9 protein-coding genes are annotated in these 15,864 nt (G+C 41.8%); 4 read left to right on the top strand and 5 right to left on the bottom strand.

Translation table 11 applies throughout. From position 1 onward, the window contains the following. Positions 1-254: 254 nt before the first annotated feature. The 5 genes from RMY00_RS15645 to RMY00_RS15625 all read right to left on the bottom strand — a co-directional run bounded on the left by RMY00_RS15645 (position 255) and on the right by RMY00_RS15625 (position 9,042). Entirely contained in the window at positions 255-1,406 is a 1,152-nt protein-coding gene (locus tag RMY00_RS15645) for an alanine--glyoxylate aminotransferase family protein (protein ID WP_322648407.1), read from the bottom strand. Positions 1,407-3,255: 1,849 nt separating this feature from the next. Further along, the gene (gene leuS / locus RMY00_RS15640; protein ID WP_322648406.1) at positions 3,256-5,901 is read right to left on the bottom strand and encodes a leucine--tRNA ligase; all 2,646 of its coding nucleotides are present in this window, start codon (positions 5,899-5,901) and stop codon (positions 3,256-3,258) included. 307 nt (positions 5,902-6,208) lie between these two features. Continuing rightward, positions 6,209-6,925, bottom strand: coding sequence for a pirin family protein (locus RMY00_RS15635; protein ID WP_322648405.1), 717 nt, complete (start codon positions 6,923-6,925; stop codon positions 6,209-6,211). Between the two features lie 378 nt (positions 6,926-7,303). Beyond that, positions 7,304-7,876 (bottom strand): DNA starvation/stationary phase protection protein Dps, encoded by a 573-nt coding sequence (gene dps, locus RMY00_RS15630; protein ID WP_322648404.1) that lies wholly within the window; start codon positions 7,874-7,876, stop codon positions 7,304-7,306. Positions 7,877-7,992: 116 nt separating this feature from the next. Continuing rightward, positions 7,993-9,042: an aldo/keto reductase gene (locus RMY00_RS15625; RefSeq protein WP_322648403.1), complete on the bottom strand. Its 1,050-nt coding sequence runs from the start codon at positions 9,040-9,042 to the stop codon at positions 7,993-7,995. A gap of 189 nt (positions 9,043-9,231) precedes the next feature. Here RMY00_RS15625 and RMY00_RS15620 point away from each other — a divergent pair, with 189 nt between their 5' ends. The 4 genes from RMY00_RS15620 (at position 9,232) to treY (ending at position 15,852) form a co-directional block, all read left to right on the top strand. Beyond that, the gene (locus RMY00_RS15620) at positions 9,232-9,837 is read left to right on the top strand and encodes a Uma2 family endonuclease (RefSeq protein WP_322648402.1); all 606 of its coding nucleotides are present in this window, start codon (positions 9,232-9,234) and stop codon (positions 9,835-9,837) included. Between the two features lie 136 nt (positions 9,838-9,973). Beyond that, on the top strand, positions 9,974-10,375 hold the full coding sequence (locus RMY00_RS15615) for a thiol-disulfide oxidoreductase DCC family protein (protein WP_322648401.1): 402 nt from the start codon (positions 9,974-9,976) through the stop codon (positions 10,373-10,375). A 347-nt stretch (positions 10,376-10,722) separates the two neighbouring features. After that, the gene (gene treZ / locus RMY00_RS15610) at positions 10,723-12,570 is read left to right on the top strand and encodes a malto-oligosyltrehalose trehalohydrolase (protein WP_322648462.1); all 1,848 of its coding nucleotides are present in this window, start codon (positions 10,723-10,725) and stop codon (positions 12,568-12,570) included. A 483-nt stretch (positions 12,571-13,053) separates the two neighbouring features. Then, positions 13,054-15,852 carry a malto-oligosyltrehalose synthase gene (gene treY / locus RMY00_RS15605; RefSeq protein ID WP_322648400.1) on the top strand — a complete coding sequence of 933 codons (2,799 nt, stop codon included), beginning with the start codon at positions 13,054-13,056 and terminating at the stop codon, positions 15,850-15,852. Positions 15,853-15,864 lie beyond the last annotated feature (12 nt).

Raw genomic sequence — 15,864 nt, 5'->3', positions numbered from 1 at the left:
ATGCTAAGTTGCCAAAATTAGTCTTGTTTGGTGTTGAATAAGCTATCTGACTGTCTTCAGAGCAATACTATTTAGAGCAACTTGGTATAATTTATGAAAATTGGGACATGTCACACTATACCTTGTGCAAAGGTTGATATATAAGTTTATTAACTTTGGCGGTTTTTACTTATTTATATACAAATTAAAAGAGCAAGTTGATAATTTAACTCGCTCTTTTGATTTGTCCTTTGTCCTTTGCAAATGACCAATGACTATTGTGTAAACACTCTAACTGCTGCTGCTATACCAGATCCAGGGGTGAAATCTTCATAGCCAAGTTCTCTTAGGGTAACTTCTAAGGATGCGATACAGCTAAGAATATCGCGATCGCTCACAAAACCCAAGTGACCAATGCGAAAAATCTTATTACTCAAATGGTCTTGACCACCCGCTAGGGCAATATCAAAACGTTTTTTCATCAATGACCGAATCTTATCCGGTTCAATTCCTTGTGGTGCTACAGCCGTAATTGCCGGGCTAGCGGAACTATCTGCTGCAAACAAGGGTAAATTTAAGCCTTGAATGGCGGCGCGGGTAGCATTTTTTAGCCGTTCATGTCGAGCAAATATTGATTCTAAGCCTTCCTCCTTCATGATTCGCAACGTGGTATGCAGCGCTACAATCAAGTTCACAGGTGGAGTAAATGGAGTTGTATTTTTGGCTGTGGCTTTGCGATATTTGCCTAAGTCCAAATAATATTTCGGTAGCTTTGCCGTTTTGTAAGCTTCCCAAGCTTTGGGGCTGACAGAGACAAAACCCAATCCCGGTGGAATCATATAACCTTTTTGGGAACCGGAGGCGACTATATCCAAGCCCCAAGCATCCACAGGTAGATTGAACGCACCCAAGCTAGTGACGGCATCAACGATAATTAAAGCTTCACCGTGTTCTTTAACATGGCGGTTGATGGTTTCTAAATCATTCAAAACACCCGTCGAGGTTTCGCTGTGGGTAATGATTACGGCTTTAATTTGCTTTTGAGTATCAGCTTGCAGTTTTTCGGCAAATGCTGCGGGGTCTAAGGGTTTTCCCCATTCCACCTTAACTTCTTCTACATTCAAACCGTAGGCTTGACCAACTTCTACCCAGCGTTCGCCAAATTTACCATTAGAACCAACTAAAATGCGATCGCCTGGAGAGAGAAAATTAATTATTCCGGCTTCTACAGCACCCGTACCACTGACATTCAGCGTTAGCACATCACTTTGAGTTTGATGTAGCCACTTGAGGTTTTCCGTTACCTCTGCCAATATATTGCTAAATTCACTGGTGCGGTGTCCAATCGGATGCTTGGCTAATGCCAGTAAGGCAGCTTCTGGCACCGGGGTTGGGCCTGGAATCATCAGCATCAGCTTGTCGTTCATATGTCTATCCTAAAAATCAAATAAAAGTCAAAATTGTGGGAGTTGGTTAAGTCTGATAGCAAATTCTAGATATTCATCTACAAATTCCACTCAGTTCGTCACCAGCCTTGTTGTATATTTTCCAAATTCATAGGAAAAGTATCGTGGGAGTTAATAATCGGTCAGCTTGACCTTTGCAATTTATACGAGACTCCAACTCAAATAAAACCCCTGTTCACAGGCAATCTTACCACACACCTAGACAACAGGTTAAGGCGTTTGCTCGTAGGAGAGCGGCTATTTTAACCAAAGGTGAAACCTCTATCTAGATGAGGCACAGATATAATAAATTCTTAAATCTTACCCATAATCTGCCTCTATTGTTTTTATATAAACACGCGAAATCGTCAGTGAAAAAGCTGTGTTTTGCTTCAATGAATGAAGTAACTGCCTACACTATGCGGAAGCGCTGCATGTTGCCGTTTGATAAGAGATAGAAGATACTTAACCCAAACTTTTCAATCTGCTTAGGTCGAGCATTTGTTCTTCGGTTGCCATCCTCTAAAGAATACTTTTATCCATTGAGGATCTGATAATTTATTTTCCTCCAAATCATTTCGCTGTCAATATTAAAGGCTTATCCTGGCTTACTCAATGGCGATTTTCTACTGATGCTTTCTGGTTCATTTGCAGCCAATTTTGAGATAAGTATGCTGTTACTCGCTGCACATTTAAAACTGTACTTAGTAGTAGGCGATCGCCAATAAACTATAAGTTTTTATACTATACTCACAAAATTGCTACAATCATGCTTAGTCTTGTTAATTACTATTCATGATGAGTCGTTTTTAACTAGTGTTCAGTTCATAAACTGTCACTCATCAGATCCCCGGTATTCTTGCAAAAGAGATATTCTTAATTAGTGCAAGGAGTGATACCATTTCACCACATGTTTGTCACAAGTTATCCTCGCAATGCTCCCTAATAAGGGGGCGTTGCAGATTTCAAATGTTGCATCAAACGAGTGAGTTGGTATAAGCTTTTACGAGGAAACGCTTGAGTGAGCAAAACTCTCAAGCGTTTTTTCGTGTATAAATAAAACAGTTAAACTCTCTGGAAGATCATACAGATGTTTTTAAATACACATATACCAGAGTGATAAATTACTGGTATAACAATTGTTGCAACACATACTTGATGACTTTAGCATTTGTGCATTCCATCAAAACTTTTTAAGCAATTCTGTGGGTTTAAATCCCCTGTTTATAACAAGCCGCAAGTATGTTATGCCAATTCGCAATGACGCTCCTACGGACGCTCGTTCCTCTCTACGAGACGCTGCGCGAACGCTACCACTTCGCTAACGCTAACGCAATTAAGAAACTTAGATGCAGCAAGACTTTCCTGATTTACATCTGTTGCCTCATTTTGGAGAATTGGTATTAGACAGGGTTTAAATCACCATTTCAAAACTTAATTACGTTAGCGCAGCGTTAGCGACGCAGGAGCGTCATTACGAATTATTTTAAGTGACTGGACGTACCACACGAATTAGTTTTCCTTGCAACGGTTCTTCTATTGTCAGAGCTTCATCTATCCGTGCTGCAAACTTTTCCCAATTACGATTGTTTGTGCAAACAATAATACCGAAGTGGTTACAATACTTGTCGGTTAAGGGGAAAAGGGGAAAGAAAAAACCTTTAACCTTTTCCCAGATGTTTGGTCAGGCTATATTTACAATTTTATTGATCGCTAAGTACAATAATTAATTCCTAGCGAATTGTCTGCGCTTCTACCCTGCGCGAAGATGAAGCGCATCCGCGTTGAAATTTCAACCCTCAATTCGCCAAGATTTTAGGCAAAGCTGTACTTAGCTAACTACAAAATTTACCAACTTTCCAGGCACGACAATTACCTTTTTAATCTCCTTACCTTCGATGTAACGTTGGGCAATTTCTGATTCACGGGCATATTTCTCCAACGCTGCTTTATCTGCTTGCGCTGGTACTTGAATCGAGCCGCGAGTTTTGCCCATAATTTGAATTACTAAAGTAATTTCATCAGCTACCAAAGCAGCCGGGTCAAATGACGGCCAAGTTTGAGTGTGAACTGAATTACTTTCACCCAATAAATGCCACAATTCATCAGCAATGTGTGGTGCAAAGGGTGCTAGCAATACCACCAAAGTGCGAATACCTTCTGCGTAAATTGGTGAATTTTTCCCATCGGCATCAGTTAGAGCGTTACTCAACTTCATCAATTCTGATATAGCTGTGTTGAATTGATATTCGTCTTCAACGTCTTCTGTCACTGCTTGAATAGCCGTGTGAATCGCCCGTCGCAATTCTTTTTCTGCCTTAGTTAAATCAGCGAGTTGCACTTGCTTATGGGATACCCCAGCTGCAACATAATCTGTCACCAAACGCCAAACTCGATTTAAAAAGCGGAATTGTCCTTCCACATCGGCTTCATCCCATTCCAGGTCTTTTTCTGGCGGCGCTTTGAACAAAATGAACATCCGCGCTGTATCTATACCGTATTTGGAAATTACATCTTCTGGGGCTACACCGTTACCCTTTGATTTAGACATGGTGGCGTAGAGACGTTGCAGTGGTTCACCTGTCTGAGGGTCGCGGGGGTTAGCAGAATTTACCAGATCAGAAGGAATCCATTTATCTTTACCGCCCTTGTTGGGATTTAGGTAAGTTAAACCCTGTACCATACCTTGAGTTAACAGGCGTTGGAAGGGTTCATCAAAGTTTAACAAACCGCGATCGCGTAGTACCTTAGTAAAGAAGCGCGAATATAACAAATGTAAAATCGCGTGTTCAATTCCACCCACGTACTGATCAACTGGCATCCAGTCGTTAATTTTAGTGGAATCAAAAACCTGTTGTTCATTTTTAGCGTCAGGGAAGCGCAAGAAATACCACGAGGAATCAATAAAAGTATCCATCGTGTCAGTTTCCCGCTTTGCCGGAGTGCCACAAGTTGGACAAGGCACATTTACCCAGCTTTCTAACTGAGTTAAAGGTGAACCGTCACGTCCAGTAAATTCCACTTCTTCTGGCAACTGAACTGGTAAATCTTTATCAGGCACTGGCACTATCCCACAGTTGGGACAGTGGATTACAGGTATCGGTGCGCCCCAGTAACGCTGCCGCGAAATTAACCAATCCCGCAAGCGATATTGCACCCGTACTTTACCAAAACCTTGTTGTTCGGCGTATTCAATTATCGCTTGTTTAGCATCTGTGGAAGTCATACCGGTAAAAGACCTAGAATTAATTAAAATTCCTGGTTCAGTGTATGCCTGGTTATATTCAATTTGGGTAAGTTGTCTGACTTCATTAATCTCTGATGTTGGAGTTAAATCAAAACCTGCAACATCATCTGGGGAAGCGATAACAAAATTAATTGGCAAATCGTAATTTTTGGCAAACTTAAAATCCCGGACATCATGGGCTGGTACACCCATCACTGCCCCAGTACCATACTCATACAGTACATAGTCAGCAATCCAAATCGGCACTTCTTCCCCTGAAAACGGGTTAATTGCCACTCCACCTGTAGAAATACCCCGCTTCGGTTTGTCTTCAGCAGTACGTTCCAACTCACTTTGATTGGAAACCTCTTTAATAAAAGCTTCTACGGCTACAAGTTGTTCTTTTGTAGTGACACGCTTTGTTAAGGGATGTTCTGGTGCTAACACCAGGTAGCTGACACCATAAACGGTATCTGGACGTGTGGTGTACACGGCGATTTTTTCATCTATCCCAATAATGGGAAATTCTAAATAAGCGCCTGTGGATTTGCCAATCCAGTTTGCCTGCATCAATTTGACGCGTTCCGGCCAACCTGTTAACTTATCCAAGTCATTGAGTAATTCTTCGGCATAATCGGTAATCTTGAAAAACCACTGTCGCAATAATTTGCGCTCAACTATTGCGCCACTGCGCCAAGAACGTCCTTCGTTATCGACTTGCTCATTTGCCAATACAGTTTGGTCAATGGGATCCCAATTTACTGCTGCTTCTTTTTGGTAAGCTAACCCCGCTTGCAAAAACTGCAAGAAAATCCATTGTGTCCACTTGTAATAATCGGGTGAACAGGTAGCAAGTTCACATTCCCAGTCAATGGATAAACCAAGACGCTGCAATTGTTGCCGCATCTGGGCCATATTCTGATAAGTCCACTTTGCTGGCGGTACACCACGGTCAATGGCGGCATTTTCTGCTGGCAAGCCAAAGGCATCCCAACCCATTGGATGTATTACTCGATAGCCTTGCATTCTTTTAAGGCGGGCAATCACATCGGTAATCGTATAATTACGGACGTGACCCATGTGTAGGCTGCCCGATGGATAAGGGAACATGGATAAAGCGTAGAATTTTGGCTTGTTGCTAGCTGTCGGTGTTTTATCTAAGCCAAGTTCTACCCATGTTTTTTGCCATTTTTCCTCAATCGCTGCTGGGTTATATCGAGAATCAACATCACGTATTTCCAATGGTTTCATGCCTGTTACACTTTACTTCTACTAATTTTCTAGTATTTGACCCTTACTAGTACATTTGAGCCACTATCTTGAGGGAATTATCTGTATAGCAATTTTTTAATTTAATTTACAAAATCAATTTACTACTTTCTTCTATCCCCTATTCTTATCTATCTTATATCCCTTCCGTTGAGGCAGGCAGGGGGAGCAGGGGACGCAGGGGAAGCAGGGGAAGAGAAAAAGCTTATCTGAACCGTATTGAAATATCCCCCACAACTTTTACGAAGTGGGGGATCTTGTTTCTCAGCAATGACTCAGGATTGCTAGATTACGCTAAATCAAAAAGTAAGATTTCGCCGCCGATGTTGGTGCTAATTTCTAGCTGTTCTTCACCGTTGATTTGCACTCCATCGCCTGCTCTGAGTTCTTCACCATTTAAGTTAACTATACCTTGGGCTATTTGTAACCAGGCATAGCGACCAGGTTTGATTTGATAATTAACAACATCACCTGATTCTAAAACAGATGTGTATAAATCAACATCTTGGTGAATTGTCACAGCACCATCGCGCCCATCTTTAGCAGCAATTAAGCGTAATTTGCCACGCTTTTCTTCTAAAGGAAAAGCTTTTTGTTCATATCTTGGTGTCAACCCTTCTTGGTCGGGAAGAATCCAAATTTGTAACAAGTGTAGTGGTTCAGTTGGCGAAGGATTAAATTCACTGTGGCTGATTCCAGTTCCAGCACTCATAATCTGTGCATCACCAGGACGAATTACTGACCCAGTACCCAAGCTATCTTTATGCTCTACAGCACCTTCTAAGACATAAGTGAGGATTTCCATGTCACGATGGCTGTGGGTGGGGAATCCAGCACCAGGGGCGATGCGATCGTCGTTAATCACTCGCAGAGAACGAAATCCCATGCGGTTGGGATCGTAAAAACTACCGAAGGAAAATGTGTGATAACTATCGAGCCAGCCCATTTTGGCGTGACCACGGGCGTTTCTATCATGAATTAGATGGCTAATTGTATTTTGAGACATATATTTACCTCGTTGTTAATCAGTATTTAGAGACGCAATGAATTGTAGAAAAGACGCGATGAATTGTAGAAGAGACGCAATGAATCGTAGAAGAGACGCAATGAATCGTAGAAGAGACGCGATGAATCGCGTCTGTACAAGAGTTAGGAATTAGAAGGAAATTAGTATACTTTTTCACTAATCGACTAGCTTATTGAAGTTGAAGTATTAATCTTGAGATATCACTTGTCGAAGATATTCTGGAGTTTTTCGACCTACGTTTTGAACTATTTCAATAGTAAAGTATATACATATAAAAGAAAAGTACGCACTTAAAAGTGTCGTACTTACCAAAAAGATACTATTAGATTTACAAAAGACTACTTTTCTCAAAAGTGCTTATTTTACACCAGCAGGGATCTTTTGAGTTGTAGTAGCACCCGCTTTGCCATTCTCTCCCTTAATTTCTGCTACTTGCAGATGAGCTTCTAAGAACCATAGTCGTTTGTCAATGGCGCGGGAAATTTCGGTGTAAAGATCGGCAGTGTCGAGATCGCTTAAGTCATCTGTTTTATCGATCGCTTCCCGCAGATGTTTAGCATAGAGTGCATAACGATCTGACAAGGCTGTTACATGGTCTTTACCATCCAAAATATCTAAGGGATATTCTGGCAAAATTGAATTTCTAGCTGCGGCACGGGCTGTTCCGAAAGCGTATCCGCCTAAAGCTGTGACACGTTCAGCTACCATATCGATGTACTCTTCCAATTCTCCAGCCAGTTCATCAAATAATAAGTGTAACTGGTAAAAGTCAGTACCTTTAACATTCCAGTGCGCTTGCTTTGCTTGGGTTTTCAAATCCGAAGTGGCTGCTAAAGTTTGGTTGAGAAGTACCACGATTTTCACTCGTGCTTCGGCGGGAATATCAATGCGGGTAGGGTACAAACGTGATGTAATGCTGTTGTCGTTCATGATTCTACGTTGTTAATGCCTTTTATATCTAACTCTACAGAATTATTTGGCTTAACGAAACTCTCTGACGACCGATTGAATTAATGCCTGAATATGTTAAAGTTTATGACTATTAGTTAAATACGGTGGTTTTCTATGGTATTGAATGTACCACCGAAAAGGCGATCGCGAATTACATCATTGTGTAAAAAGTCATGGGGAAAACCCAGTTCAATTTGACTAACTTCATTTAATTGTTGCAAATGTTCTGGCGAGAGGATGATATCTAAAGAAGCTAAGTTATCTTGAAACTGCGTTAATTTACGTGCGCCAATGATCGGAATAATCACACCATTTTGAGCGTGTAACCAAGCTAATGCTACTTGTGAAGGTGTGTGTCCGATTTCGGTTGCAACTTCACTGACAACTTGAGCGATCGCTAAATTCTTCTGTGAAATCTCTCCCCCAAAAGTTTCGAGTCGTCCTTTTTCACCGTCTGCTTGAGGAGGCTGATTATATTTACCTGTAAGCACACCACCACCCAAAGGCGACCACGGTGTTACTGCTAAATCCAAGGCTTTAGCCATCGGCAACAAGTCACGTTCTGGGGTTCGTTGAATTAAACTATACTCAATTTGTAGGGCGACAAACTGCGTCCATCCTTGGTATTGGGCAATAGTATTTGCTTGGGAAACGATCCAAGCAGGTGTATCAGAAATACCGATGTAAAGTACTTTACCTTGGCGGACTACATCATCAAGCGATCGCAATACTTCTTCAATAGGTGTTGTGAAATCCCAAGCGTGCAACCAGAATAAATCAATGTAATCAGTATTCAGTCGTTTCAGGCTACCTTCTAAAGACTGGACTAAGTTCTTGCGATGGTTTCCACTGGCGTTAGGGTCGCCTTTTTTGTTATCCATCTGCAAGGGAAAGGAATATTTTGTCGCAACTACAAAGCGTTCCCGTTCTTTAGCAATCAACTCACCGACAATTTTTTCACTGCTACCATCGGTATAACCGTTGGCGGTGTCAATGAAATTTCCCCCTGCTTCTGCATAGCTATCGAAGATTTTACGGCTTTCGTCAACAGATGCACCCCAACCCCAATCTTCACCAAAGGTCATGGTTCCTAAGGAGAGTTCAGAGACTCTTAACCCGCTTTTGCCCAAGAGTTTGTATTTCATGAATATTTTCTCATTAATGAAAAAACTAAGCAAATACCATTCCAAAAGCATGATACAGCAGAATTCAGAAGTCAGAAATTAGGGGGAGTTAAAACTTAAAAGTTGAATCTCTAAGGGTGAAACTTCAAATTTTAACCTCTCTATTCAATGCCTAATGCTTTCGCTACAATAAACTCAAAACAAGACATAATGACCTACACCTCGCCCAAACTATTTACCTTTGAAGAATTTATAGCCGAATATGGTGACAATACACGCTACGAATTAATCGACGGACAACTAAGAGACATGGATCCTACAGGGCCACACGAAGCTATTGCAGGTAGTATTGTTGGTAGAATCTATGTCGAAATTTTTAATTCTAATTTAAACTGGTTAGTTCCAAAAACTTGTTTAATTAAACCGCCTGCGGCTGAAGCTACAGTGCTGCGTCCTGATGTAATTGTTTTAGATAAAGCAGAACTTAGTAAAGAACCGCTTTGGCAAAAAGAACCTATTATTTGTAATGGCAGTACTATTAAGCTTGTTGCTGAAGTTGTGAGTACAAACTGGCAAGATGATTATGCAAGAAAAGTGGAAGAATATGCTTTTCTTAACATCCCAGAATATTGGATTGTAGATTTTCGGGGCTTGGGTAGTTTGCAATTTATTGGCAATCCTAAACAACCCACATTCACTGTTTGTCAGTTAGTTAACGGTGTGTATGAGCAGCGACAATATCGCTTAGGAGATACTATTTCGTCTGAACTATTGCCAAATTTACAACTTAAGCTAGACGACATTATACATATTTAATAAATGAAATTTTGTTTTGGCTGAGGTAGTTCGGATTATTTACTACTGCGTTACTTAAGCAAGAGCGATCGCTACAGTTTTCTAAGCTAGAATACCAAAGTTGTATTTAAACATATCTGACAAGTCAGTTATTTCTATGAATTACTACGTAATCTACGATGGAAATTGTAATCTCTGCGTTACTCTAGTACAATTGCTAGAAACCTTAGACCAAGGAAAGCTGTTTCGCTACAGCCCTATGCAAGATGAGCAAACAATTTTAAAGTGGGGAATTACAGCTCAAGACTGTGAACAAGGGATGATTTTAATTGATGCCAATGAACCTCAGAGACGTTGGCAAGGTAGTAATGCAGCTGAAGAAATTGGGCGATTATTGCCAGCAGGAAGTATATTTGTAGACGCTTATCGAGCCTTACCGGGCATGAAATGGGCAGGCGATCGCTTTTACGAACAAATCCGCGATAATCGCTACACCATATTTGGTAAACGTTCTAATACATATCAATCGGCATACTGTGTGGATGCGAACTGCAATTAAGGCAAGACGCGATGAATCGCCGTCTCTACAATAATCGCGATTTATCGCGGATTTGCGATCTAAAATTTTCATCAAAAAACCTTAACCAAATTGTATTGTCCTGCCTCCTTCACAACTAAATTTGTCATTAGACAGAAATTGTTCTAGTCAAAAATCCGCCTACAGGTGCTAGCTAAAAGCCCGGTAGACCAACCATTATGCTATCTGGCGTGTTTGTAAACATTTTGCAATCAATAGTATTTGCGATAGCCGAAGGCTTAAGCTTTGCTTATCGCCACTGGAAAGGGCGGGTACGCCATCGCGCCACGATTCGGCACAACAAACTGGAACTGATGGGAGGATACTGCGTGAGAATAGGTGCTAACTACTTGGGTGACGGAGAGTGTGAATTTACAGTTTGGTCTCCGCTATTAAATGGTGTCACGGTACAAATTTTGACGCCAGAACAGCAATTAATTCCGCTCAAGCCTCAGTCTGAGGGATACTGGCAAACGAAAGTCAACGATGTATATCCAGGCACGCTTTATCGGTATGTCTTAAATGGGCAAGACGCTTTTGCCGATCCTGCGTCGCAGTATCAACCAGAAGGGGTACATGGGCCGTCGCAAATTGTCGATCAACACTTTGAGTGGACTGATGAAGGGTGGACTGGGGTTCCTGTGGAGTCGATGATTTTCTATGAAGTTCACGTTGGGACTTTCACGCCTGAAGGAACTTTCACCGCCATTATTCCCCGTTTACCGGATTTGAAAGAACTGGGAATTAACGCCATTGAAATTATGCCCATTTCCCAGTTTCCGGGAGATACCCATATTGAAGCTTCTCTTGCATACCGCAACTGGGGTTATGACGGCGTTTACCCTTATGCGGTGCAAAATTCCTACGGTAGCGCAGCCGATCTAAAGCAACTAGTAAATGCTTGCCACCAACACGGAATTGCCGTAGTGCTGGATGTGGTGTATAACCACTTTGGGCCAGAAGGCAACTATATGAGTCAGTTCGCGCCCTACTTTACTAAAACCTATAAAACGCCTTGGGGCGAAGCGCTGAATTTCGACGATGCTCATAGTCAGGGTGTGCGAAATTATTTTATCGAAAATGCGCTTTACTGGTTGCGTGACTTCCACATAGATGCATTGCGGCTGGATGCTATTCAAGCAATTTACGACTTGGGGGCGAAGCATTTTTTATGGGAACTAGCGGAAGCAGTTCATCATTTTTCCCAACAAGGGCAAAAATGGAAACGTCACTTAATTGCTGAAAGTGACTTGAATAATCCGCGAATAATTCGTCCAGTAGAATTGGGTGGATATGGTCTTGATGCCCAGTGGAGTGATGATTTTCACCATTCATTGCACGCACTGTTGACAGGCGATCGCCAAGGATATTATCAAGATTTTGGGCAAGTGGCTCAGTTGGCAAAAGCTTATGAAGATACTTTTGTCTACGATTGGAAATACTCGCCCGATCGCAAACGATTTCATGGCTTATCTTGCCGCGATCGCCCTTTATCACAATTTACAATCTGTATTCAGAATCACGATCAAATCGGCAATCAAATGAAAGGAGAACGCCTCGGCCAGCGAATCTCTTTTGAGGGATTAAAGTTAGCTGCTGCTGCTGTGCTACTGTCGCCCAACTTACCCCTGTTGTTCATGGGAGAAGAATACGGCGAAACAGCACCCTTCATTTACTTTGTCAGTCACTCCGATCCAGATTTAATTCAAGCAGTTCGAGCCGGACGCAAACAAGAATTTGAAGCATTTCACTATGCAGATGATCCCCCAGATCCCGAATCGTCAGAAACTTACCTAAAGTCTAAACTCAATTGGGAATTACGCAATGACGGTAAACACAAAGTTCTCTGGGATTGGTATCGTCAGTTAATTAATTTCCGCAAGACGCATCCAGCACTTTTGAATCAAGACCGCAACTCCATCAAAGCGACTAGCGATGAAGAGAAGCAGTTAGTCATCGTGCGTCGTTGGTGCGAATCAAGTGAACTAATATTTGTGATGAATTTCAATTCTTCTCCAGTGACAGTGACTCTACCGTTTGAGCAAAATGCTAATAAATTGTTAGACTCTGCTGATACCTCATGGTCTGGGCATGGTTCTGAAGCTCCTGAACATTTGTCTGTAGACCAAGAATTCAAATTGCAACCTACTAGTTTAGTACTCTATGAAAAAGGATGAGGGGAAGAGTTAGAACTTAAAGTTTCAGCCTCATCACCTTAATGTTTGAGCAATAAGGCTTAATGTTTGAGCAGTAAGGCTTAAGGTTCGAGCAATAAGGCTTAATGTTTGAGCAATAAGGCTTAATGTTTGAGCAATAAGGCTTAAGGTTCGAGCAGTAAGACTTAATGTTTGAGCAATAAGGCTTAAGGTTCGAGCAATAAGGCTTAAAGTTTGAGCAACAAGGCTTAATGTTTGAGCTAAAAGGTTGTTTTAACAATGGTTGGCTGTGATGTTAGGCACTTATTGATCTCCCCTAACCCCACCCTAACCCTCCCCTTGTAAAGGGGAGGGAAATAGATTTCTTGTTTCCCCCCTTTATAAGGGGGGATTAAGGGGGGTAATACGCCTCTGCTACCGAGAAGAGGACTTTTCAAACATCCTCTATAAAGGTTCAGCGTTTATCCTCAAAACCTCATTCCCCTTACTCCCCACTAAAAAAATATGCGAATTCCTACCGCTACTTATCGAATCCAATTTACACCTCAGTTTGGCTTTGACAACGCCAAAGCGATCGCAGCTTATCTAGCAGATTTAGGTATTTCCGATTTATATGCTTCCCCGATTTTCAAAGCACGATCCGGGAGTACGCACGGCTACGATATAGTAGATGCCACTCAACTTAACCCAGAACTGGGAACTAATGAATCCTTTGATGCATTAGTTAGTGAAATTCAATACCTTGGTATGGGCTGGTTACAAGATATTGTGCCAAACCACATGGCCTATAGCAGCGAAAACGATTACTTGATGGACGTATTGGAACACGGCCCAGATTCTAGCTATACCGACTACTTCGACCTTTCTTGGAACGCTCCCTTTGGCGATCGCCAAGAGCGAATTCTCGCTCCTCTCTTAGGAGATTTTTATGGTACATCCCTAGAAAACGGACACATTCAACTGCAATACGAACAAAATGGTTTAACCGTCAACTATTACAGCTTGAAACTGCCACTGCGGTTAGAATCTTACACAAAATTTATCACCTATAATTTGGGTAAACTCACCCGGACACTCGGACGCAATCATCCTGATTTTATTAAGCTATTGGGAATTCTCTACATTCTCAAAAATGTGCCTTCAGAAGTTGCAGGAAAACAGCGACAAGACCAAATCGCATTTATTAAAGGATTGGTTTGGGAACTCTACACTACAAACGATGCTATCCGCGAGTTTATCGACGAAAATCTCCAAACATTCAACGGAGAACCTGGTAATTCAGAAAGCTTTAACCTCCTAGATGATTTACTGAAGGATCAATTTTACCGTCTCGCCTTCTGGAAAGTTGGCGCGGAGGAAATGAACTACCGCCGTTTCTTTACTGTTAATGAATTGATTTCCGTGAAAGTTGAAGAAGTGCGGGTTTTTAATAATACCCACGGACTGATTCAGAAGCTAGTTGAAGAAGGAAAATTTACTGGTTTACGAATTGACCATATTGATGGACTTTATAACCCAATCCAGTATCTCGAAAGGCTGCGGGAAAAGATGGGAGATGTTTATATCACCGTCGAGAAGATTTTAGAACTAACCGAAGAATTGCCAGAAAACTGGGGAATTGAAGGTACATCAGGATATGACTTTCTCAACTATGTAAATGGCGTATTTTGTCAAGTTGAAAATGAATCATCTTTTGATAAAATTTACCAAAACTTTATCAGTTCTAGAGTAGATTATGCCTCGGTAGTGAAGGATAAAAAACACCTAATTTTAGAAAAGAATTTAGCAGGTGATATTGACAATCTGGCACTTTTGTTAAAGAATGTTTCCAGCAAATATCGCTATGGTAATGATTTTACACTGAATGGATTAAAAAGAGCGATCGCCGAAATTTTGACACTGTTTCCGATTTATCGCACCTACATTACATCCGATGGAATTGAAGAAAGCGATCGCGCTACCATTCAAGAAGTAATTGATCAAGCTAAAGAACAAACGCCCCTATTGCAGAACGAACTGAATTTTATTGAAAAGTTAATGCTGCTAGAGTTTGATAATTCTCTGACTCAAACAGAACGTGAACAGTGGATATATTTTGTCTTGCGGATGCAGCAATACAGTGGGCCGTTAATGGCAAAAGGCGTAGAAGACACCACATTATATGTTTACAATCGGTTGCTATCGCTGAATGAAGTCGGGGGAAATCCTGGTCATTTTGGCATCGACTTAGCCAAATTTCATGCATTTAACAAACAGCATCAAGAAACCTGGCCACACACAATGAACACCACAGCCACCCACGACACCAAACGCGGCGAAGATGTGCGGGCCAGATTGAATGTTCTCTCAGAAATCCCCGATGAATGGGATCAGCAGGTAAATACCTGGAGTGCCATAAATCGAGGACATCGTAGCCATCGCCACGGGTTCGCTATGCCCGATCGCAACGACGAGTATTTTCTCTATCAAACCTTGCTAGGGGCGTTTCCCTTTGCAGAACAGGAACATGCATCCTTCGTGGAACGGGTGAAAGACTATATAATAAAAGCAATTCGAGAAGCGAAAGTGCATACAGCATGGTTGCGGCCAGATAGCGAGTATGAAGAAGCTTGTACCTCCTTTATTGAAAAAGTACTTGATCCTTCTCTCTCCGGGGAATTTCTAGAAGCCTTTCGTCCCTTTCAAGCGCGAATTGCAGAGTATGGTATCTTCAATTCCCTTTCCCAAACTCTACTGAAAATCACCGCTCCCGGCGTACCCGATGTATACCAAGGAACAGAACTTTGGGAACTAAGCCTAGTCGATCCAGATAACCGCCGCCCAGTAGATTTTGAACAGCGACGCACCTACTTAAGCGCCATCCGCGAACAAGTCAAAAATGACGCTTTAGCTTTAATTCAAGAATTGCTGAGTGATAAAACCGACGGCAGAATCAAACTGTTTTTAACGGCTCAATTACTCCAAGCCAGAACAAACTATGTCTTATTATTCCAGGACGGCGACTATCTCCCCTTAGAAGTTCAAGGAACCCACGCCAATCATATAATCGCCTTTGCGCGACGAGAAGGCAATCAAACAGCGATCGCGATCGCCCCTCGCTTTTTAACCAACCTGATCCAGCCAGGAGAAAACCCCTTAGGCGAGTCAGTATGGCAAGATACGCACCTGTTATTACCCCCTGGAACTTCCTCCACCTGGAAAAACGTCATCACTCAACAACCCTTACAAACCACACAAACCCTATCTATCGGATCAGCCCTCGCCCATTTCCCAGTCGCTCTATTAGTTAGTAGTGCCGAATAAAAAAAATCCATC

It is taken from the genome of Nostoc sp. ChiVER01 (assembly GCF_034531155.1).
GTDB lineage: Bacteria > Cyanobacteriota > Cyanobacteriia > Cyanobacteriales > Nostocaceae > Nostoc.
This window is presented reverse-complemented; position numbering and strand designations above follow the sequence as displayed.